18 protein-coding genes are annotated in these 21444 nt (G+C 68.0%); 10 read left to right on the top strand and 8 right to left on the bottom strand.

The features are described 5' to 3' along the window. Positions 1 to 16: 16 nt before the first annotated feature. Positions 17 to 505 (bottom strand): pyridoxamine 5'-phosphate oxidase family protein, encoded by a 489-nt coding sequence (locus tag SJY11_RS21335; protein WP_376988738.1) that lies wholly within the window; start codon positions 503 to 505, stop codon positions 17 to 19. Between the two features lie 146 nt (positions 506 to 651). Between SJY11_RS21335 and SJY11_RS21330 the strand changes: the two genes are divergently transcribed. After that, a complete protein-coding gene (locus tag SJY11_RS21330) occupies positions 652 to 804 on the top strand; it encodes a hypothetical protein (protein WP_192642633.1) in 153 nt (50 codons plus the stop codon). 9 nt (positions 805 to 813) lie between these two features. Here the strand turns inward: SJY11_RS21330 and SJY11_RS21325 are convergent, their stop codons facing one another. After that, a complete protein-coding gene (locus SJY11_RS21325) occupies positions 814 to 2028 on the bottom strand; it encodes a polyhydroxyalkanoate depolymerase (RefSeq protein ID WP_376988737.1) in 1215 nt (404 codons plus the stop codon). 175 nt (positions 2029 to 2203) lie between these two features. On the opposite strand from SJY11_RS21325, the gene SJY11_RS21320 reads away from it, so the two are divergent. The 3 genes from SJY11_RS21320 to SJY11_RS21310 all read left to right on the top strand — a co-directional run bounded on the left by SJY11_RS21320 (position 2204) and on the right by SJY11_RS21310 (position 5528). Continuing rightward, positions 2204 to 2860 (top strand): glutathione S-transferase family protein, encoded by a 657-nt coding sequence (locus SJY11_RS21320; RefSeq protein ID WP_376988736.1) that lies wholly within the window; start codon positions 2204 to 2206, stop codon positions 2858 to 2860. A 110-nt stretch (positions 2861 to 2970) separates the two neighbouring features. Next, entirely contained in the window at positions 2971 to 4416 is a 1446-nt protein-coding gene (locus SJY11_RS21315) for an aldehyde dehydrogenase family protein (RefSeq protein WP_376988734.1), read from the top strand. A 107-nt stretch (positions 4417 to 4523) separates the two neighbouring features. Then, complete coding sequence (locus SJY11_RS21310; RefSeq protein WP_376988732.1) at positions 4524 to 5528, top strand: BMP family protein; 1005 nt, start codon at positions 4524 to 4526, stop codon at positions 5526 to 5528. A gap of 70 nt (positions 5529 to 5598) precedes the next feature. Here SJY11_RS21310 and SJY11_RS21305 read toward each other — a convergent pair whose 3' ends face one another. Both SJY11_RS21305 and SJY11_RS21300 read right to left on the bottom strand, forming a co-directional pair. Beyond that, positions 5599 to 5880: a hypothetical protein gene (locus SJY11_RS21305; protein ID WP_376988731.1), complete on the bottom strand. Its 282-nt coding sequence runs from the start codon at positions 5878 to 5880 to the stop codon at positions 5599 to 5601. A gap of 202 nt (positions 5881 to 6082) precedes the next feature. Further along, positions 6083 to 7096: a zinc-binding alcohol dehydrogenase family protein gene (locus SJY11_RS21300; protein WP_376988730.1), complete on the bottom strand. Its 1014-nt coding sequence runs from the start codon at positions 7094 to 7096 to the stop codon at positions 6083 to 6085. A 101-nt stretch (positions 7097 to 7197) separates the two neighbouring features. On the opposite strand from SJY11_RS21300, the gene SJY11_RS21295 reads away from it, so the two are divergent. Further along, positions 7198 to 7548 carry a winged helix-turn-helix transcriptional regulator gene (locus SJY11_RS21295; RefSeq protein WP_376988729.1) on the top strand — a complete coding sequence of 117 codons (351 nt, stop codon included), beginning with the start codon at positions 7198 to 7200 and terminating at the stop codon, positions 7546 to 7548. Positions 7549 to 7557: 9 nt separating this feature from the next. Here the strand turns inward: SJY11_RS21295 and pobA are convergent, their stop codons facing one another. The 4 genes from pobA to SJY11_RS21275 all read right to left on the bottom strand — a co-directional run bounded on the left by pobA (position 7558) and on the right by SJY11_RS21275 (position 15644). Beyond that, positions 7558 to 8730 (bottom strand): 4-hydroxybenzoate 3-monooxygenase, encoded by a 1173-nt coding sequence (pobA, locus tag SJY11_RS21290; RefSeq protein WP_376988728.1) that lies wholly within the window; start codon positions 8728 to 8730, stop codon positions 7558 to 7560. Positions 8731 to 8835: 105 nt separating this feature from the next. Then, positions 8836 to 9714 carry a transglutaminase family protein gene (locus SJY11_RS21285; protein WP_376988727.1) on the bottom strand — a complete coding sequence of 293 codons (879 nt, stop codon included), beginning with the start codon at positions 9712 to 9714 and terminating at the stop codon, positions 8836 to 8838. Then, a complete protein-coding gene (locus tag SJY11_RS21280; RefSeq protein WP_376988726.1) occupies positions 9711 to 12203 on the bottom strand; it encodes a circularly permuted type 2 ATP-grasp protein in 2493 nt (830 codons plus the stop codon). Before SJY11_RS21280 ends, SJY11_RS21285 begins: the two co-directional genes overlap by 4 nt. Positions 12204 to 12239: 36 nt before the next feature. Further along, entirely contained in the window at positions 12240 to 15644 is a 3405-nt protein-coding gene (locus tag SJY11_RS21275; protein WP_376988725.1) for a transglutaminase family protein, read from the bottom strand. Positions 15645 to 15995: 351 nt separating this feature from the next. Between SJY11_RS21275 and SJY11_RS21270 the strand changes: the two genes are divergently transcribed. The 5 genes from SJY11_RS21270 to SJY11_RS21250 all read left to right on the top strand — a co-directional run bounded on the left by SJY11_RS21270 (position 15996) and on the right by SJY11_RS21250 (position 21346). After that, complete coding sequence (locus SJY11_RS21270; protein WP_376988724.1) at positions 15996 to 17492, top strand: ABC transporter substrate-binding protein; 1497 nt, start codon at positions 15996 to 15998, stop codon at positions 17490 to 17492. Positions 17493 to 17601: 109 nt separating this feature from the next. Continuing rightward, a complete protein-coding gene (locus SJY11_RS21265) occupies positions 17602 to 18666 on the top strand; it encodes an ABC transporter permease (RefSeq protein ID WP_326908066.1) in 1065 nt (354 codons plus the stop codon). Between the two features lie 7 nt (positions 18667 to 18673). Continuing rightward, positions 18674 to 19564 carry a nickel transporter permease gene (gene nikC / locus SJY11_RS21260; protein WP_376988723.1) on the top strand — a complete coding sequence of 297 codons (891 nt, stop codon included), beginning with the start codon at positions 18674 to 18676 and terminating at the stop codon, positions 19562 to 19564. Between the two features lie 5 nt (positions 19565 to 19569). Then, positions 19570 to 20436: an ABC transporter ATP-binding protein gene (locus SJY11_RS21255; protein ID WP_376988722.1), complete on the top strand. Its 867-nt coding sequence runs from the start codon at positions 19570 to 19572 to the stop codon at positions 20434 to 20436. A gap of 157 nt (positions 20437 to 20593) precedes the next feature. Continuing rightward, positions 20594 to 21346, top strand: a complete 753-nt coding sequence (locus tag SJY11_RS21250; RefSeq protein WP_376988721.1) for an ABC transporter ATP-binding protein — start codon at positions 20594 to 20596, stop codon at positions 21344 to 21346. Positions 21347 to 21444: the final 98 nt, after the last annotated feature.

Here is a 21444-nt window from a genome sequence, read left to right as displayed (position 1 = left end):
GCCTGTCGGCGCGACTTCAGCGCATGTCGATCGTCGCGTTGACGCCGAGATCTGGCTGCCGTCCGAGCAGGCGGGCCGTTGCGAGTTTGAACGCGACGAGGACGCCGCTCGACAGTCCGTTCCAGATATCGGCCGAGACGGGCGCCAGTGCCAGCAGGGTCGCGTCGGGATCCTCCGGGCCGCCGGGAAACCAGGCTCCCGTCATCGGCGTCCAGATCGACGCCAGCAGCTCGCGATCCTCGATCTCGACGGCCGAGCAGCGGATCGCCGCATGGAAGTTCCGGTGCTCCTCGCTGAGCGCGATCGAAACGCCGGCAGACTGCCCCGCCTCGGTGACGATCCCGGCATGCCGGTGAATGATGAACAGGATGCGGTGATTGTCGCGATCGACATGGCCCGACATCGGTCGCGTGCGGATCACGTTCTCCGCCGCCGTCGTCACCATGCAGACCGAGAGGCGCTCGAGCGCAGCCCAGACCGCCTCCTGCAGATCGGTGTCGGACATCGTAACCCTCCTGAGGTCTCGCTGCCTGCCGACAGGCCTCGTGGCCGGCCTTGACGCGGCCTTCACTGCGCGAGGCCGGAACCTGGCCGGGGCTGGCGGGTTGTCAACGCGCCGCAGCCCATGCGGTTCAACATTCGGATTGTCACATGCTCGCTTCGCGCCAGGTTCTCGTTGCCCTCGTCTTCGCTCTCGTCGTCGGCCTCGCCGCCACCGGCTATGCCCTCTACCAGGAGAAGAAGCAGCCGGAGGGCGTCGAGATCTCGGTCGGCAAGAACGGGCTGTCGATCAAGGAGAAGTAGGCGCGCCGCTCAGCTGTTGGCCAGGATCATGTTGCGGACGATCGGGTAGATCTGCCCGTCCCATTTGCGGCCCGAGAAGACGCCATAATGGCCGACACCGGCCTGCATGTGGTGGCGCTTGCGGAAGGGCTTCAGCCCCGAGCAGAGGTCATGCGCCGCCGAGGTCTGGCCGAGCGCGCAGATGTCGTCGCGCTCGCCCTCAACGGTGAGCAGCGCGGTGCGCCGGATGGCGCGGCAATCGACCGGCTCGCCCCGATAGGTCAGGGTCCGGGCCGCCAGCCGCGCCTCCTGGAAGATCCACTGCACGGTTTCGAGGTAGAACTCCGCCGGCAGGTCCAGGACAGCGAAGTACTCGTCGTAGAACGCCTTGATCTTCTGCGCCTCCTCCGTCTCGCCGGTGGCGAGGTGGAGGAACATGTCGATATGCGCGTTGACGTGGCGCTGCATGTTCATCGCCACGAATGCGCCGAGCTGGATGAACCCCGGATAGACCTTGCGCCCGCCGCCGGGATAGCGGGACGGCACCGTCGCGATCAGGTTGCGCCTGAACCACTCGATAGGCTTCTCCATGGCGAGCTTGTTGACCGCAGTCGGGTTGACCCGCGTGTCCACCGGCCCCGCCATCAGCGTCATGCTCCGCGGCTGGAACGGGTTGCCCGCCTGCGCCATCACGGCCGCCGCCGTCAAAACCTGGACACAAGGCTGGCAGACGGCGACGACATGCGTCTCGGAGCCGAGCGTCTCGACGAAGCGGATCAGCGTATCGACATAGTCGTCATAGCCGAAGGGCCCGGCCTCCAGCGGCACGTCGCGGGCATTGTGCCAGTCGGTGATGTAGACGTCGTGGTCGCGCAGCAGCGTCGCCACCGTGTTGCGCAGCAGGGTGGCGAAATGCCCTGACATCGGCGCAACCACCAGCACCTTCGCCTGCGGCGTTTCGCTGTCCTTGCGGAACCGCAGCAGGCTGCCGAAAGGCAGGCTCAGCACGACCTCCTCGGTCACCGGCACGTCGCGGTTGCCCTCGCGCACGGTCTCGATCTCGTAGGGCGGCCGCTCATGGGTGAGGCCGGCCCGCGTCACCATCTCATAGGCGGCGGCCGTCGCGCGCCAGTCCACGGGCTGGCCGCTCATCGCCCGGGCGCCGAGCGCCGCCATCGCCGACTGTGCCAGCAGCCGCGCCGGATTCATCAGATCCGACTGGGCCTGGTAGGCAAGATAGAGCATCGGAATCCGCCTTCGGTGAACAGCCCGGCGGGCCGGTGCCGGCTTTGACCGGCGGCGACCCGCGCCCCGCTTGATGTTGCACTGCAAAAGGTCGTTTCCGCAAGATTGATCTAGGTCGCTTCCCGGAGTGGAATGCCTCTTGCTAGATTTGAGGCTGCGGCAGAGGATGCCTCTCATGACCAGCGCGACATTGACCATCAGCAGCAAGAACTACTCATCCTGGTCGCTGCGGGGGTGGCTGCTGTGCATGATGGCGGGCCTCGAGGTGGAAGAGCACATGCTCTCCAACGACGACCCCTCGGCGCGGGCCGAGTTGCTGCTGCTCTCGCCCTCCTTCCTCGTGCCCTGCCTGACCCATGACGGCATCAAGGTCTGGGATACGCTCGCCATCGCCGCCTATCTCGACGAGATCAGGCCCGATGCCGGCCTCGTGCCGAAGGACGCCGTGGCACGCGCGCATTGCTGGGCGATCTGCGGCGAGATGCATTCCGGCTTCGCCAATCTGCGTTCGGCCCTGCCGATGAACCTCAAGGCGCATTATCCCGGCTTCAAGGTCTGGGCCGGCGCCCAGGCTGATATCGACCGCGTCACCGAGATCTGGCGCGATTGCCTGCAGCGCTATGGCGGGCCCTATCTCTTCGGCAAGACGCTGACCATGGCGGATGCGATGTATGCCCCCGTCTGCCTGCGCTTCCTGACCTATGACGTCGCGCTCGACGCCACCTGCCAGGCCTATTGCCGGACGATCTCCGCATGGCCCGCCCTGCGGCGCTGGATCGAGGCCGCCCAGACCGAGCCCGACGACGTCGAAGAACTCGACGCCGAATTCTGAACGCCGCCATCATGCATGGCGGGACAGGGCCGATGCCCCGGCCCGCATTGGCCATCGCGCCTCAAAGCGGCTAAACCCCGGCGAACACAAAACGCCGTGGGAGGCCTCTGATGACCGAGATGTTCAAGAACCTGATTGCCGGCGAATGGGCCGGTGGCACGAATGCTTCGCGCAACATCAACCCCTCCGACACCAATGACGTCGTCGGCGAATATGCGCAGGGAACGGTCGAGCAGCTCAACGACGCGGTCGCCGCCGCCAAGGCCGCCTTCCCGGCCTGGAGCCGCTCGGGCCCGCAGGAGCGCTACGAGATCCTGAAGAAGGCTTCCGACGAGATCTTCGCGCGCAAGGAAGAACTCGGCCGCCTGCTCTCGCGCGAGGAGGGCAAGACCCTGGCCGAGGGCATCGGCGAGGCCGGTCGCGCCGGCCAGGTCATGGCCTTCTTCGCCGGCGAGTGCCTGCGCCTGTCGGGCGAAGTGCTGCCTTCGGTGCGTCCGGGCGTGGGCGTCGAGATCACGCGCGAGCCGGTCGGCATCGTCGGCATGATCACGCCCTGGAACTTCCCGATCGCGATCCCCGCCTGGAAGATCGCGCCCGCGCTCGCCTACGGCAACTGCGTCGTGATCAAGCCGGCCGATCTGGTGCCGGGCTCGGCCTGGGCGCTGGTCGACATCCTCCACCGAGCCGGCCTGCCCAAGGGCGTGCTCAACCTGGTGATGGGCCGCGGCTCCGTCGTCGGTCAGGCGCTGCTGCAGCACAAGGACGTCCACGCCATCTCCTTCACCGGTTCGGTTGCGACCGGCCGCAAGGTCGCGGAGGCCTGCATCGCCTCCTCGCCGATGAAGAAGGTCCAGCTCGAGATGGGCGGCAAGAACCCGCTCGTCGTGCTCGACGATGCCGACCTCAAGATCGCGGTCGAATGCGCGGTCCAGGGCGCTTTCTTCTCCACCGGCCAGCGCTGCACGGCGTCCTCGCGCCTGATCGTCCAGGCCGGCATCCATGACCGCTTCGTCGAGGCCTGCATCGAGCGGCTGAAGGGCGTGGTCGTCGACGACGCGCTCAAGGCCGGCACCCATATCGGCCCGGTCGTCGACCAGAGCCAGCTCGACCAGGACCTGAAATACATCCAGATCGCCAAGGACGAGGGCGGCAAGCTGGTCTGGGGCGGCGAACTCCTGAACCGCGAGACCCCCGGCTTCTATCTCCAGCCGGCGCTGTTCACCGAGACGACCAATAGCATGCGGATCTCGCGCGAAGAGGTCTTCGGCCCCGTCGCCAACATCATCCGCGTCAAGGACTATGACGAGGCGCTGAGCGTCGCCAACGACACCGAGTTCGGCCTGTCCTCGGGCATCTGCACGACCTCGCTCAAGCATGCGACGCATTTCAAGCGCAATGCCGAGGCCGGCATGGTGATGGTCAACCTCGCCACCGCGGGCGTCGACTACCATGTGCCCTTCGGCGGCCGGAAGGGCTCGAGCTACGGCCCCCGCGAGCAGGGCGCCTACGCCAAGGAGTTCTATACCACGGTGAAAACGGCCTACACGCTGGCGTGAGGCGAGGCCGGCACGGACGGCCGCGCGCCGCCCTTGCCGCGACCTTGCGGCGCCGGACGGTCTGGTCTTTGCTTCCGGCAGGATCCAACCGGAGGGAACCCGCCACGATGACCCTGCTTCGTCCGAACCGCCGCACCGCGCTCGCACTCATCTCGTCCGCGTCCCTGCCCAGCCTCGGGCGGGCCCAGACCCCGAAGAAGGTCGCCGCGCTCTTCGCCGGGCGCATCGACGACCGTGGCTTCATGCAGGCGGGATACGAGGGGCTCAAGCTGGCCGAGGCGCGCCTCGGCGTCTCCGTCTCCTTCAGGCAGGGGGTCCAGCCGAAGCCGGAGGATCTGGCGGCGGCGCTGCGAGAACTCGCCGCGGCCGGGCCCGATCTCGTCATCGCCCATGGCGGGCAGAACAACGCCGCCGCCAAGGCGGTGGCCGCCGAGTTTCCGGCGGTGCGATTTGCTGTGACGCAAGGCAACGTCATCGGTCCCAATCTCGCGAGCTATGAGGTGCTGCAGGAGCAGTCGGCCTTCCTCGCCGGCATGCTCGCCGCCCTGACGACGCGCACCGGCGTCGTCGGCCACATGTCGGGGATTCGTGTCGCGCCGGGGCTGAAGGGCCGCGCCGCCTATGCGGCTGGCGTCGCCCATGCCGACCCGAAGGTGATCCTGCTCACCAATTTCTCCGGCAACCAGGATGATAATGCCCTCTCCGAGAAGATCGCCCGCGGCATGATCGCCAAGGACGCAACGGTGATCTTCACCATGCTGAACGCCGGACGAAACGGCGCCATCACAGCGTGCCGCGAGCTCGGCGCCAAGCAGATCGGCAATGTCGGCGACTGGACGGCGATCGCGCCCGACGTGTTCATCGCTTCGGCCTTCGCCGATTCAGGCCGTGCGCTGTTCGACGCTGTGGCGGACTTTACCGCCGGGAAATTTGCAGCCGGCGAGATCAAGCATCTCGGCCTGCAGACGCCGGAGGCGGTGCGGCTAGTCATGGCCCCCTCGGTCCCCGCCAACATCCGCGGTCGGATCGAGGCTGCGGCCAGTTCCATCGTCGCCGGGACGGTGAAGGTGCCCGTCGAATGGAGCGGATCGGAGTTCCCGACGCCCGCCTGACGCCCGCGCAAAACGAGCGCGAGCGTCGCCATAACGGGGCCGGGGCTCTCAGGCCACAGCCACGGTTAGACTACCAGTAGTAATGCCAGCGACCCCGATGCCAGCGACGGCGCATGCGGCGCATCTGGCGGCGCCGACGTCGCGCCCAGCGGCGCCTGTGCCATTCGCGATGCCCCCGATGCCGCGGTCCGGGCGGCATATGGGCGAATTCGGCCTCGGCCTCGTCGAGTGCCGAAAGATCGACGGCCGCAGCCGGGGCCTTCTCCGAACCTGTCGATGCCGCCAGGGCGGCTCCGCTCGCCGCCGTGGTCAGGCTGCCGACCAGGACGGCCAAAAATGAGCGTCTGTGCATGACGTTCCTTTCTGCTCTCGCCTCCGCCGAAGGTGCGCAGGCCTTTGAGGAACGGCCTGGGCTCGGAGGGGTTCCCGGCCGGCCGGGCATCGCTGGGCCCGGCGGCGCGAGCCCAGCGCGGATCCGCAAGCCCACGGTTGGCTGATCGCCGTGGTGCGCCGCCCGGTGAACGGGTTCGGCGCTCCCGCGTCACGCCTGACGCTCAGAAGCCCTCGAGCACGATCTTGCCCTTGGCGCGGCCGCTTTCGAGCAGGGCGTGGGCCCGCTTGATATTGGCGACGTCGATCCGGCCGAAGCTCTCGGCGAGCGTCGTGCGCAACGCGCCCGCATCGACCAGCCGCGCCACCTCGGCCAGCAGATCGCCCTGCGCCTGCATGTCGGTGGTCTGGTGCAGCGAGCGGGTGAACATCAGCTCCCAGTGCAGCGACAGTGACTTGTTCTTGAGCGGCATCACGTCGAGTGTCGCGGGATCGTCGATGACACCGAGCCGCCCCTGCGGCGCAACCAGCTTCAGCACCTCGGGCAAATGCTGGGCGGTGTGGGTGGTGAAGAAGACGAAGCCGGGCGTCCCGAGGCCGAGCGCAGCGACCTCCTCCGCCAGCGGGCGGCTGTGATCGACGACATGATGCGCGCCGAGTTCGCTCGCCCAGGCCCGGGTCTCGGGCCGTGAGGCGGTCGCGATGACGGTGAGATCGGTCAGCCGGCGCGCGAGCTGGATCGCCGCCGAGCCGACGCCGCCGGCGCCGCCGACGATGAGCACGGCCGGCGCCGCGCCCGGCACCGGATCGCGCACCTTCAGCCGGTCGAACAGCATCTCCCAGGCCGTGATCATGGTCAGGGGCAGGGCCGCCGTCTCGGCGAAGGACAGGCTCTTCGGCTTGGGGCCGACGATGCGTTCGTCGACGAGATGGAATTCCATGTTGGCGCCGGGCCGGTTCAGCGCACCCGCATAGAAGACGGCGTCGCCCGGCCGGAAGGCCGTGACCTCGGGCCCCACCGCCTTGACGATGCCGGCTGCGTCCCAGCCGAGGATGCGGGCCTCGCCCTCCGGTGGGCGGGCATTGCGCCGGACCTTGGTGTCGACGGGATTGACCGAGATCGCCCTGACCTCGACCAGAAGGTCGCGGCCGTGGGCGACGGGTTCTGGCAGATCAAGCGGGATCAGGCTGGTGTCGGCGCTGATGTCCTGGGGGTCGCGATAGCCGATGGCGCGCATGGTGGAGGTCTCCTGCGTTGCAATGCAGGCGAGATGACCTCTATTCTCCAAGACCGCAAGAACGCACAATTCTTGCCGATAGTGCCGAAAAGGATACCGTCATGCCGCCCCGTTTTCAGGAGCCCTATTGCGCCGAAGGCTGCCCGGTCGAGGCCGCGCTGGGGCTGATCGGCGGCAAATGGAAGGGAATCGTGCTGTATCACCTGATGAGCGGGACGCTGCGCTTCAACGAAATTCGCAAGCGCGTGCCCGGCGTGACCCAGCGCATGCTCACCACACAACTGCGTGAGCTGGAAGCCGATGGGCTGATCGTCCGGGTCGTCTATCCGCAGGTGCCGCCGCGGGTCGAATACTCGCTCTCGGCCAGGGGGCGCACGCTGGAGCCGGTCATCGCCGCACTGAAGGAGTGGGGCGAACGCCACGCCACGCAGCGGGCGCCGCAGGCCGCCTGACCGCCTCCGTCAGTAGGGCAGCCCGACATAATTCTCCGCCAGCGCCGCCATCGCGTGCTCGGACGAGACCAGATAGTCGAGTTCCGCCTGCTGCATGCGCTGCTCGAACGGGCTCTGCTCCGGAAAGAGATGCATCAGCGAGGTCAGCCACCAGGAAAAGCGCTCCGCCTTCCAGACCCGCGCCAGCGCCTTTTGCGAATAGGCGTCGATGCCGGCTTGCGAGCGGTCGAGGAAGAGCTCGCGCAGCGCCTCGAACAGGTAATGCACGTCGCTGGCGGCGAGGTTGAGGCCCTTGGCACCGGTCGGCGGTACAATATGCGCGGCGTCACCCGCCAGGAAGAGCCGCCCGAAGCGCAGCGGTTCGGCCACGAAGGAGCGCAGCGGCGCGATCGACTTCTCGATCGAGGGACCCGTCGTCACGGCTTCCGCCGTCTCGGGGTCGAGCCGGCGGCGCAACTCGTCCCAGAAGCGCTGGTCCGACCAGGCATCGACCCGCTCGTCGGTCCCGCACTGGACATAGTAGCGGCTGCGCGTGGCCGAGCGCATCGAGCAGAGCGCGAAGCCGCGCTGGCCGCGGGCATAGATGAGTTCGTCGGAGACCGGCGGGACGTCGGCGAGGATGCCGAGCCACCCGAACGGATAGACCCGCTCGAAGATGCGCAGCGCGCCGGCCGGAATGCTGGCGCGCGAAACCCCGTGATAGCCGTCGCAGCCGACGATGACGTCGCAATCGATCCGCCGCGGGATGCCGTTATCGAGATAGGTCACATAGGGGCTGGTGCCGTCGAACGCGTGCAGGTTGACGTCGTCGGCCTCGTAGACGGTGACGCCGTTCTGCGCCAGGCGCTGCTCCATCAGGTCGCGCGTCACGTCCGTCTGCCCATAGACCGTGACATGCTTGCCGCCAGTCAGCGCGTCGAGCGCGATGCGGTGGCGCTGCTCCCCGAAGAGCAGGTCGAAGCCGTCATGCACCAGACCCTCGGCATGCAGCCGCGCGCTCGCACCGGCCTGGCCGAGCAGACAGACCGTTCCCTGTTCGAGGACTCCGGCCCTGATGCGGGAAAGGACGTGTTCGGGGCTCTTGCGTTCGAGGATGACGCTGTCGATGCCGGCCTGATGCAGCAATTGTCCGAGCAGCAGCCCCGATGGGCCGGCTCCGATGATGGCGACCTGAGTTCGCACGATATCCTCCCCGCGCCGGTCGGACCGGCGACCGCGCGGGTAACAAGTTGCCATGGCAACCAATAAAAGAAAAGCCAGCCCGGCGTGAGGCGCCGTCTGCGATGGTCAGCCGATCGGGATGACGTCCACGGCGACGCCGATCTTCTGTGAGCCCGGCCCGATGACCACGCCGTCGAGTGGGGAGACGTCGGCATAGTCGCGGCCGAAGGCGGTGACGATGTGGTCATCGGCGACGATCATGTCGTTGGTCGGGTCGAGCCCGATCCAGCCGGTCTCCGGCCCGCACCAGAGCATCACCCAGGCATGGCTGGCATCGGCGCCTTCGAGCCGTTTCTGGCCGGGCGGCGGCACGGTCCGGATATAGCCGCTGACATAGGCCGCCGGCAGGCCGAGCCCGCGCAGCCCCGCGATCATCACATGCGCGAAATCCTGGCAGACGCCATGCCGTTGACGAAAAGCCTCCTCCAGGGGGGTCGAGACCTCGGTCGCTTCCGGATCATAGGTGAAGTCGGCCCGGATGCGCCCCATCAGCTCGGTCGCGGCCTCGAGCACCGGCCGCAGCGCCGGAAAGCTCGCCCGCGCATAATCGGTCACGGCGGTGACCGGCGGCACCAGCCGGCTCGGATAGAGATGATGGGCGGGAGAGTCCGGGGCGAGGCTGCCGGAGGCCAGCGCCAGCGCGCCGACATCCTCCCAATGGCGCGTCAGGCCGGGAAAGGGGGGTGGCGTGCGCCTCACCTCGACCCGCGCCCGCATCTCAACCTTCAGCTCGCGATGCGGCTTCGCGATCGTCAGCGTCGTCATCCGGTTGCCGAAGAAGCAGACGCCGTCGTCGCGCTCGGCCGGGCGCGGGGTGATGCCGAGTTCACTGCTGCGGACGCTCTGCCCGCCATCGTCGCGCGGCTGCAGTCGCAGGATGCAGCGGGCGAAGGGGACCGAGCGGCTATAGGCGTAGGTCGTGATGTGCCGGACGTCGTAGATCACGCGATGCCTGTCAGGCGGGAGCCTTCCGGACCGCTGTTCTGGAGGAAGTAGCGGTCGGCGATGGCGCTGGAGACGCCCATCAGCAATTGCTCGAACAGCAGGATGCTGGTGCGGTCGAGGCGCGAGGCCTCCGCCGTGCGGCATTCCGCGGCGAGCTTGAGGATCAGGCGGCGCGGCGCCTCCAGCATCCCGTCCTCGGTCAGGGACGGCAGATCCCGGATCTCGGTGTCGAGCCGGTCGATCTGGAAGGCGACGGAGCGCGGGTTGTAGGGATCGAGCATGACCAGATCGAGCACCGGCTGCAGGCTGGCGCCGAGCAGGTAGCGCGAGCGATAGGTGATCTGCGAATCGGTCAGGTCGAGCAGCGCGTCGAGCGCGTCGCCCGGCGCGTTGGTCTCGGCGAAATGGCGGGCGAAGCGGCAGGTCGCGATGCCGCGCTCGAGCCGTCGCCCGATGTCGAGGAAGCGCCAGCCGGGCCCGCGCACCATGTTCTCCTGGCTCAGCCCCGAGAAGGCGGCGAGCGACTTCAGCGCCCGGTCGGCGATCTCGTAGGCCTCGCCCTCGCTCGGCTCGCGCCCTTCCGCGAGGTTGAGCTGGTTCTGCATGTCGCCGAACAGCCGCCAGGCATCGACCGAGAGCCGCTCGCGGATGACCGAGGCGGTCCGTCGCGCCTCGCGCACCGTCGCGATGGCGGAACCATATTCGTCCAGCGCATGCAGGGCGGCCGAGGCCTGGCCGGCCGGGGTCTGTCCGCGGCCGCCGGGCGCGGCGCCCCAGGCCACCAGCAGATTGGCGAGGCGCTTCAGCGTCTCGTTGCGGCCCTGCGCCGGGTCGGTGTCGATCAGCCGGCTGAGCAGCGCGCGCACCAGGCGCAGCGTCGCCTCCGTCCGCTCCAGATACCGCCCGAGCCAGAACAGGTTGTCGGCGGCGCGGCTCGGCAGCGTGCCGGTGATCCGGCGGATGGGGATGCGATCCGGCGTCGGCAGCAGCGTCACCTGCTCAACCGGCGCGTCGGAGGTGACCCAGACGTCGCTGGAGCGCACGCCGCTGCGCATGCTCACGGCCCGAGCGTCGCGCTCGTCGGAGATGCGGCAGAAGCCGCCGGGCATCACCTTCCAGCCGTCGGGGGTGGCGGCGGCGAAGACGCGCAGCGTCATCGGGCGCGGCTGAAGCCGGCCGTTCTGGAAGACGGGCGTGGTCGAGAGCCGCACCACCTCCTGCCCGACATAATCCATGCCCCGCGCCTCGATCCGGCGGCGCAGTGCTTCCTTTTCCCCGGCCGGCAGATCGGCCACGACGACCGGGCTGCCATCGAGCCCCCCGCCGGCGCTGCGGAAGGCCGGCGCGATGCTCATCTCGTCGAAGCGCTCGAGCACCACCGCCCGCTCGCGCGGCTGTCCGCACCACCAGGTCGCGACATTGGGCAGGATCATCGCCTCGCCGAGCAACTGCTCGCCCAGCGCCGGCAGGAAGCCCATCAGCGCGCGGGCCTCGACGACGCCCGAGCCCAGCCCGTTGGCGACATGCACGGAACCCTTGCGCACCGCCTGGACCAGCCCGGCGACGCCGAGCGCGGAGGAGGCGTTGAGCTCGAGCGGGTCGGCGAAATCCCCGTCGATGCGCCGCCAGATCACGTCGGCCCGCTTCAGCCCGGCGATGGTGCGCACATGCACGCGCCCCTCGCGCATCACGAGGTCGCCGCCCTCAACCAGCAGGAAGCCGAGATAGCGCGCGAGATAGGTCTGCTCGAAATAGCTCTCGTTCAGCGGCCCCGGCGTCAGCAGGCAGATGCGCGGCTCGACGCGCTTGGAGCGGGCGACGAGCCCGGCGCGGAACCCCTGGAAGAAGGCGGCGAGCCGCTCGATGTTCATCGTCCGGAACATGTCGGGGAAGGCGCGCGAGAGGGCGAGCCGGTTCTCCAGCGCATAGCCGGTGCCCGACGGGGCCTGGGTGCGGTCCTGCAGGATCCACCAGCGCCCGTCCGGTCCACGCCCGAGATCGGCGGCGTAGAGCTGCAGCATCCCGCCGCCGGGCGCGCCCTGCAGCGGCCGCAGATAGTCCGGGCTGCCGGTGACGACCGAGGCCGGCAGGAGCCCGTTGGCGATCATGTCGCCCGGGCCGTAGATGTCGTCGAGCAGCGTGCTGAGGAGCTGCGCCCGCTGGGCGACACCGGCCGCGATCGTCTGCCACTCCGCCCCGGTGATGACGAGCGGCACATGGCTGAGCGGCCAGGCCCGTTCGCCCGCGGTTGGGTCGCGCGGGTCGATGTCGCCATGCACCCGGTAGGACACGCCGGTGTCGTGGACATGCCGGTCGGCCAGGCCGAAGCGCTGGGTCAACTCGTCCGGCGACAGGGCGCACCACTCGCTGAGGAAGGGCTCCCATTGCGGGCGAACCTGCCCGTCCGCGCCGACGATCTCGTCATAGACGCCGGGCAGCGGGCGATAATCCGCCAGCAGAGCGTTGCGCCGCTCTGTCCTCACGCGCACGGAGGGGGATCGGCGCTGCAATGCCATTGCTTGGGTCTACACTCCGGCCGGGCGCCGCAAATCCAGGGTCAGCGGGAATTCGGCGCTGCGCTCTTCGGGCGGAATCGCCAGCGCGCCGGGAGTATGGCCGATCGCTTCGAAACGTGCGAGCCGCCGCGCCTCCGCCTCGTAGGAATTCACAGGCGGAGTCTCATAATTGCGACCGCCGGGATGGGCGACATGGTAGACGCAGCCGCCGAGCGAGCGCCCGACCCAGGTGTCGACGATGTCGAAGGTCAGCGGCGCGTGGACGGGAATCGTCGGATGCAGACCGGACGCTGGCTGCCACGCCTTGAAGCGCACCGCCGCGACGCTTTCGCCAGCCGTGCCGGCAGGCGTCATCGGCAGGCGGCGGCCGTTGCAGGTGACGAGGTGCCGCCCGGGCACCAGCCCCTTCGCCTTGACCTGGAGCCGCTCGACCGAGGAATCGACATAGCGCACCGTGCCGCCGATCGCGCCCTCCTCGCCCATGACGTGCCAGGGTTCGAGCGCCTGCCGGATCTCGATCTCGACGCCGCCATGCTCCACCTTGCCGAAGAACGGGAAGCGGAATTCGGCCTGCGCCTCGAACCAGACCGGATCGAAGGCATAGCCGGCGCGGCCGAGGTCGCCGAGCACGTCGTTGAAATCCTGCCAGACCATCTCCGGCAGCATGAAGCGGTCATGCAGCGTCGTGCCCCAGCGCGTGAGGCTGCCCGTCTGCGGCTCGCGCCAGAACCAGGCGATCAGCGCCCGCACCAAAAGCTGCTGCGCCAGGCTCATCCGCGCATCCGGCGGCATCTCGAAGCCACGGAACTCGATCAGCCCGAGCCGCCCGGTCGGCCCGTCCGGCGAATAGAGCTTGTCGATGCAGATCTCGCTGCGGTGCGTGTTGCCGGAGACGTCGACCAGGAGATTTCGCAGCAGCCGGTCGACCAGCCAGAGCGGGATCGCGGGTGCGCCGGGGCTGGGGATGTTCGCCAGCGCTATTTCGAGCTCGTAGAGCGCGTCGTGCCGCGCCTCGTCGATCCGCGGCGCCTGGCTCGTTGGGCCGATGAAGAGGCCCGAGAACAGGTAGGACAGTGAGGGGTGGCGGTTCCAGTAGAGCACGAGGCTCTTCAGCAGGTCCGGCCGGCGCAGGAACGGCGAGTCGGGCGGGGTGATGCCGCCGAGGACGACATGGTTGCCGCCGCCGGTGCCGGTGTGGCGCCCGTCGACCATGAACTTCTCGGCGCAGAGCCGCGACTGCCGCGCCTCCTCATAGACGCCGCGGGTGACCTCGACCGCCTCGCGCCAGTTGCGGGCGGGGTGGATGTTGACCTCGATGACGCCCGGGTCGGGCGTGACCTTGACGACGTTCAGCCGCGGATCGGGCGGTGGCGCGTAACCTTCGATATGGACGGGCTGGTTGCGCTCGCGCGCCACCGCCTCGACGCTGGCGACGAGGTCGAGATAGTCCTCCAGCCGTTCCACCGGCGGCAGGAAAACGCACAGCACATTGTCGCGGATCTCGAGGCTGATCGCGGTGCGCACATGCTCGCCGCCGATCTCCTGCTCGGTGCGGTCCTGGGCGCTGGCGCCGCCGGCCTCGACCGAGCGCGACATCTGGTGGGGCGGTGCCTGCTGGGTCGAGGGCGCCTCCACCTGGATCGGCGCCTCGTGCGGGGGATCGACCGCAGGGCCGAAGCCGCCTGCGGCGCGCGGCAGCGGCGGACGCGCCTCCATCGGGTCCTGCGGATGGATATGCGGATACTCCGCCTTCGGCACCACAGGCAGCGAGCCGAGCGGCAGGCGGTAGCCCACCGGCGAATCGCCCGGGACCAGGAAGAGCCTGCCGCGGCGCAGCTTCCATTTCTCCGAGCGCCAGCGCTTGTCGCCCGCCTGGCTCTGCCAGCGCTGCACGGGAATGACATAGCCGCGCGGCTTGCCCAGGCCGAGCTGGAACACCTGCTGCATCCGCGCCCGCTCTTCCGGATCGGCGAGCCGCGGGTCGAGCGGATCGACATTGTCGGGAAGCTGCGCCTCCTTCAGCAGCCAGTATCCGGTGTCCTCATAGGCCGGCACGACATAGTCGGCACCGAGCCCGAGCCGGTCTGACAACCCCTCCGCCAGCGCTTCCGCCTCGGCCATCGTCGCGCCCGCCTCCAGCTCGCGGTCGCCACCCGTCGGCGCGCCCGGCTCGCGGGCGATCAGCGCGGCATCACGCCAGATCGGCTCGCCATCGGCGCGCCAGTAGAGCGCGAAGGCCCAGCGCGGCAGGCTCTCGCCGGGATACCATTTGCCCTGGCCGTAATGCAGCATTCCGCCCGGCGCGAAGCGCTCGCGCAGGCGCCGGATCAGCATATCGGCCCGCTGCCGCTTGGTCGGCCCGACGGCGGCGATGTTCCACTCCTCGCCGGTCTGGTCATCGACCGAGACGAAGGTCGGCTCGCCGCCCATGGTGAGCCGCACATCGCCGGCCTGGAGATCGGCCTCGACCTGCTCGCCCAGCGCATCGAGCCGCTGCCAGGATTCATCCGAGAAGGGCAGGGTGATGCGCGGCACCTCATGCACGCGCGCGACGCTCATCTCGAAATCGAAGCTCGTCTCGGCATAGCTCGCCAAGCCCGAGACCGGTGCCGCCGAACGGTAATGCGGCGTCGCCGCCAGCGGCAGATGGCCTTCACCGGTGAGCAGGCCCGAGGTCGGGTCGAGCCCGATCCAGCCGGCGCCGGGGATGTAGACCTCGGCCCAGGCGTGCAGGTCGGTGAAGTCCTTGTCCGTGCCGCGCGGACCTTCGAGCGGGTCGATATCCGCCTTCATCTGGATCAGGTAGCCGGAGACGAACCGGGCCGCGAGCCCGAGATGCCGCAGGATCTGCACCAAGAGCCAGCTTGTGTCGCGGCAAGAGCCGGACTTGATGCCGAGCGTGTGCTCCGGCTCCTGGACACCGGGCTCCATGCGGATGCCATAGGCGATGGCGCCGGCGAGGCGCGCGTTGAGGTCGACGACGAAGTTGACGGTGTTGGTCGGTTCGCGCGCCACCGTCGCGAGGAAGTCGGTGAGCAACGGCCCGGCCGGCTCCGTCACCAGATAAGGCGCGAGCTCGGCCCGCAATTCCTCCGGATAGGCGAAGGGGAAGGTCTCGGCATCGGTCTCGACGAAGAAGTCGAAGGGATTGATGATCGACAGCTCGGTGACGAGATCGACCTCGATACGGAACTCCCGCACCGGCTCCGGGAAGACATAGCGCGCCAGCCAGTTGCCGCTGGGGTCCTGCTGCCAGTTCACGAAATGCTCGGCCGGGGTGACCTTCAGCGCATAGCTGTTGATCGCCGCCCGGCAATGCGGCGCAGGGCGCAGGCGGATGATCTGGGGTCCGAGCGTGACCGGCCGATCGTAGCGGTAATGCGTGACGTGGTGGAGCGCGGCGATGATGGCCAAGGGCTGGGCACCTGCTTGTCATGGGCCGGCTGGCGCCGGAGCGCTTCACGTTAGCGAGGCGGGGAGGGCGCGCAAAGCCGCAACTCGCGATGCATTGCCCGATCCTGGCCAGATCGATGCACAAGAACTGTGCACCCACATCTGGACACGGGCCTCGTCCTACTGGACAGAAGCCGCCGACTGGTTCCACATTCACGCCAATGGCTGCAGAGCGGCCGCCAATCCGAACCGATGGGGAATGCGATGCGTCACGTTGCGAAATTGATGGTGGCGTCGGCCTTTACGGCCTTGCTGGCGACGACCGCCCAGACCACCGTGGCCCTCGCCCAGACCCCGAAGGACACGGTGGTCATGGCCAAGCAGATCGACGACATCATCTCGCTCGATCCGGCCGAGGCCTTCGAATTCTCCGGCGTCGAGGTCGTCACCAACCTCTATGACAAGCTGATGGGCGTAGATCTCGCCAAGAACAACGAGCTCGTTCCCGAACTCGCCCAGAGCTGGAGCGTCACGCCCGACAACCTGACCTACACCTTCAAGCTGCGCCCCGGCGTAAAGTTCCACTCCGGCAACCCGCTGACGGCGGCCGACGTGGTCTATTCCTTCCAGCGCGCCGTGACGCTGAACAAGTCGCCCGGCTTCATCCTCGCCCAGTTCGGCTTCACCAAGGACAACGTCACCGAGAAGGTGAAGGCGACCGACGACTCCACCCTCGTCATCACCGTCTCCAAGCCCTTCGCGCCGACCTTCTTCCTCAACTGCCTGACCTCGGGCGTCGCCTCGATCGTCGACAGCAAGCTGGTCAAGGCCAATGAGAAGGACGGCGACTGGGGCAATGGCTGGCTGAAGCAGAACTCGGCCGGCTCCGGCGCCTATAAGGTCCGCGCCTACCGTCCCAACGAGCAGTACACGCTCGACGCCAACGAGGCCTGGTACAAGGGCGCGCCGAAGAACAAGCGCATCGTCGTGCGCCATGTCGCCGAGCCGGCCTCGCAGCGCCTGCTGCTCGAAAAGGGCGACATCGACATCGCCCGCAACCTGTCCAAGGACCAGCTCACGGCGGTGAAGGCCAACAAGGACGTCGAGCTCGTCCAGGGCGACAAGGGCTACATCCTCTATCTCGGGCTCAACACGAAGAATCCGAACTTCGCCAAGCCGGAGGTGCGCGAGGCGCTGAAATATCTGGTCGACTATGCCTCGATCGAGCGTAATATCGTCGAGGGCACCTACAAGGCGCACCAGTCGTTCCTGCCCAAGGGCTTCCTCGGCGCGATCGACGACAAGCCCTATTCCTACAACCCCACCAAGGCCAAGGAACTGCTCGCCAAGGCCGGCCTGCCCAACGGCTTCACGGTGACCATGGACGTCCGCTCGGTCAGCCCGATCACCGACATCGCCCAGGCGATCCAGTCGACCTGGGGCCAGGCCGGCGTCAAGCTCGAGCTGATCCCCGGTGACGGCAAGCAGACCCTGACCAAGTACCGCGCCCGCACCCATGACATCTATATCGGCCAGTGGGGCCCGGACTATCTCGACCCGCACACCAATGCCGAGACCTTCGCCATCAACGAGAACAATGGCGAGGACGCGAAGTCGAAGACGCTGGCCTGGCGCAATGCCTGGGACATCCCGGAGATGACCAAGACCACGCAGGCCAATGTGCTGGAGAAGGATGCCGCCAAGCGCGCCGCCGTCTATGGCACGCTGCAGCGCGAGCACCAGAAGGTCTCGCCCTTCGTCATCATGTTCCAGCAGGTTGAGGTTTCGGCGGACCGCAAGGGCGTCAAGGGCTGGGTCATCGGCCCGAGCTCGGACACCAATTTCTACGCGCCGATCTCGAAGAACTGAGTTTCACGACAACGAGCCCCGCCCCGGCCGATCCTGGCCGCGGCGGGGCTTTTGCTTCCGGATGGCCCGGCAGGGCCGGTCCCGATCCCAGACATGGAATGAAGCTGGTATGACGAGCGTGGTGGAAAGCCCGGTTCGCAGGCGCTCATGGGGTGAAACGGCCGGCCGCTGGGCGAGGATCGCCTCGCGCGAGCTCGTGACCGTAGCCATCACCATCTTCGGCCTCTTGCTGATCACCTTCTTCATCGCCCGGGTCATCCCGATCGACCCGGTCCTGGCGGTCGTCGGCGACAACGCCCGGCCCGAAACCTACGAGGCCGCGCGCATCGAACTCGGCCTCGACAAGCCGCTCTGGCAGCAATTCGCCGTTTATGTCGGCAAGGTCTTCACCGGCGACCTTGGCCGCTCGGTTCTGACCTCCAACACCGTCGTCGACGACATCAAGCGGGTCTTTCCGGCGACGCTGGAACTGGCGACGCTCGGCACGCTGATAGGCTGCCTGCTCGGCATCCCGCTCGGCGTCGTCGCAGCCGTCTATCAGGGCCGCTGGCCCGACCAGGTCGCCCGCATCATCGGCCTGTTCGGCTATTCGATCCCCGTCTTCTGGCTCGGCCTGATGGGGCTGCTACTGTTCTACGCCAAGCTCGGCTGGGTCGGCGGGCCCGGCCGCGCCGGCGTCGCCTTCCAGGACCTGATCACGCCCGTCACCGGCATCCTGATGATCGACGCGGCGCTCGAGGGCGACTGGGAGGCGGTGCGTGACGCCTGGTCCCATCTCGTCCTGCCGGCTTCCGTGCTGGGCATCCTCAGCGTCGCCTATATCAGCCGCATGACGCGCAGCTTCATGATCACCGAGCTGCAGCAGCAATACGTCATCGCCGCGCGGGTGAAGGGGCTGTCCGAGTTCCGCGTCGTCTGGCGCCACGCGATGCACAACGCCTTCGTGCCGCTGGTGACGGTGATCGCGGTGTCCTACATGCACCTGCTCGAAGGCTCGGTGCTGACCGAGACGATCTTCGCCTGGCCGGGGCTCGGCCGCTATCTCACCAACTCGCTCCTCAACGCCGACATGAACGCGGTGCTGGGCGGCACGCTGGTGATCGGGGCGGTCTTCATCGGCGTCAACCTGTTGTCCGACATCCTCGGCCGACTGGTCGATCCGCGCACGCGCTGAGGCCGACATGACCACCTGGACCGACTATCTCCTCACCGACTCCCCGTCCTCCCGCCGCCAGGCGCGGCTCGGGCAGATGTACCGGAAATGGCTCGCCTTCCGGCGCAACCCGCTCGCCATGGTCGGGCTTTGCATCATCGTCGCGCTGCTCCTGGTCGCGGCCTTCGCGCCGCTGATCGCCACGGCCGACCCGCTGGCGCAGAATCTCGACCGCCGCCTGCTGCCGCCCTCCGGCACCAATATCTTCGGCACGGATTCGCTCGGCCGCGACATCTTCAGCCGCATCGTCTACGGCACCCGCGTCACGCTGGTGATCGTGCTGCTCGTCGTCGTCTCGGTCGGGCCGATCGGCCTGCTCATCGGCGCAGCCTCTGGCTATCTCGGCGGCTGGGTCGACCGCGCGCTGATGCGCATGACCGACGTCTTCCTGGCCTTTCCGCGCCTCGTTCTGGCGCTCGCCTTCGTCGCGGCGCTCGGCCCGGGGCTGGAGAACGCGGTCATCGCCATCGCCATCACCGCCTGGCCTCCTTACGCCCGCGTCGCCCGCGCCGAGACGCTGATCATCCGCCAGCAGGACTACATCGCCGCGATCCGCCTGCAGGGCGCCTCGCAATGGCGCATCGTCTGGAAACATGTCGTGCCGCTCTGCCTGCCCTCGCTGATCGTGCGCACCACGCTCGACATGGCGGGCGTCATCCTCATCGCCGCCGGCCTCGGCTTCCTGGGGCTGGGCGCCCAGCCGCCGATTCCCGAATGGGGCGCGATGATCTCGGCCGGCCGCGAACAGATATTCGACCAGTGGTGGGTCGCGACCTTCCCGGGCCTTGCGATCTGCGTCGTCGCGCTCGGCTTCAACCTGCTCGGCGACGGCCTGCGCGACGTCATGGATGCGAGGTGAGCGCCATGAATGAGACCGCAAAAGAACAGCCCCTCCTCGAACTCGACAATCTGCGCGTCGATTTCCATACGCCCACCGGCATCGTCCATGCCGTGCGCGGCCTCTCCTTCACGCTCGGGCGCGAGCGGCTCGGCATCGTCGGCGAATCCGGCTCGGGCAAGTCGATGACCGGCCGCGCCATCCTCGACCTGATCCCGCCGCCCGGCGTGGTCACGGCCGACCGCATGGTCTTCCGGGGGCAGGATCTCCTGACCATGGACAAGCGCTCTCGCCGCAAGCTGCGCGGACGCCGCATCTCGATGGTGATGCAGGACCCGAAATTCTCGCTCAACCCGGTCCGCACCGTCGGCGACCAGATCGCGGAAGCCTACCGCGTCCACCACAAGGCCAGCGCCCGCGAGGCGAAGGAACGCTCGCTCGCCATGCTGGAGCAGGTCCAGATCCGCGAGCCCGCGCGCGTCTACGATCTCTATCCGCATGAGGTCTCGGGCGGCATGGGCCAGCGCGTGATGATCGCGATGATGCTGATCGCCGAGCCCGACATCCTGATCGCCGACGAGCCGACCTCGGCGCTGGACGTCACAGTTCAGCTGCAGATCCTGAAAATCCTCGACGATCTCGTCACCCAGCGCGGCATGGGGCTGATCTTCATCAGCCACGACCTGCATCTGGTGCAGTCCTTCTGCGACCGCGTCATCGTCATGTATGGCGGCAAGGCGATGGAGACGCTGCCGGCCGCCGAACTCGCCGACGAATCCGCCCGCGCCCGGCGCCATCCCTATACGCTCGGCCTGCTCGGCTGCCTGCCGGATCTCGACCATCCCAAGGCCGAACTCGCCACGCTCACCCGCGACCCGGCATGGCTGGCATGATGCGCGCGACCCTCCTCTGTCATTCCGGGGCGCTGCGCAGCAGCGAACCCGGAACCCACGACCGGGTTGAACCAGCATGCAGCCCGAATGGTACGCCCAGTCGTGGGTTCCGGATTCTTCGCTGCGCGAAGCCCCGGAATGACAGCGAGTTGCCCGCATGACCGACCACCCAGCCATCCGCGTCGAAAACCTCAACGTCTCCTTCGGCGACTCGCATGTCGTGAAGGACCTGTCCTTCTCGGTGACCACCGGTGAGAGCTACGGCATCGTTGGCGAGTCCGGCTCGGGCAAGTCGACCGTGCTGCGCGTGCTCTCGGGGCTGAACCGCGACTGGAGCGGTACCGTGGAGATCACCGGGCAGACCCAGCCGAAGATCCGCGACAAGGCCTTCTACCGCGCTGTCCAGATGGTCTTCCAGGACCCCTATGGTTCGCTCCACCCCAAGAAGACCGTCGACGACACCCTGGCCGAGCCGCTCGCCATCCATGGAATCGGCGACGCTGAGAAACGGATCGGGCGGGCAATGTCCGAGGTCGGGCTGCCTGCCTCCTTCCGCTTCCGCTATCCGCATCAGCTCTCAGGCGGCCAGCGCCAGCGCGTCGCGATTGCGCGCGCGCTCGTGCTGGAACCCGCCATCCTGCTGCTCGACGAGCCGACCTCCGCCCTCGATGTCTCGATCCAGGCCGAGGTGCTGAACCTGCTCCAGGCGCTGCGCCACGAGCGCAAGCTGACCTACGTCCTCGTCAGCCACGACCTTGCCGTCGTCGGCCATATGTGCGAGCGCTTACTGGTCATGCAGTTCGGCCGCGGCGTCGAGGAGATGACGGCGGGCACGCTCGCGGCCCGCAACCCGCAGACGGACTATGCCCGGCAGCTTTTGACCGCCAGCGAGGGCTTCCGCCGCGGTTGACGGCCGGCCGCCCTGCGCTCTGAGCGTTTGGCAATCGCGGCACTTGGTCTCATTCTCGTCGCAAGCCCGCCGTCCAGATGGACGCTGCGCCGGATTCG

This window comes from Allobosea sp. R86505 (assembly GCF_042466375.1).
GTDB lineage: Bacteria > Pseudomonadota > Alphaproteobacteria > Rhizobiales > Beijerinckiaceae > Allobosea.
The sequence above is the reverse complement of the archived record's forward strand: the minus strand, read 5'-3'. Positions and strand labels throughout refer to the sequence as shown.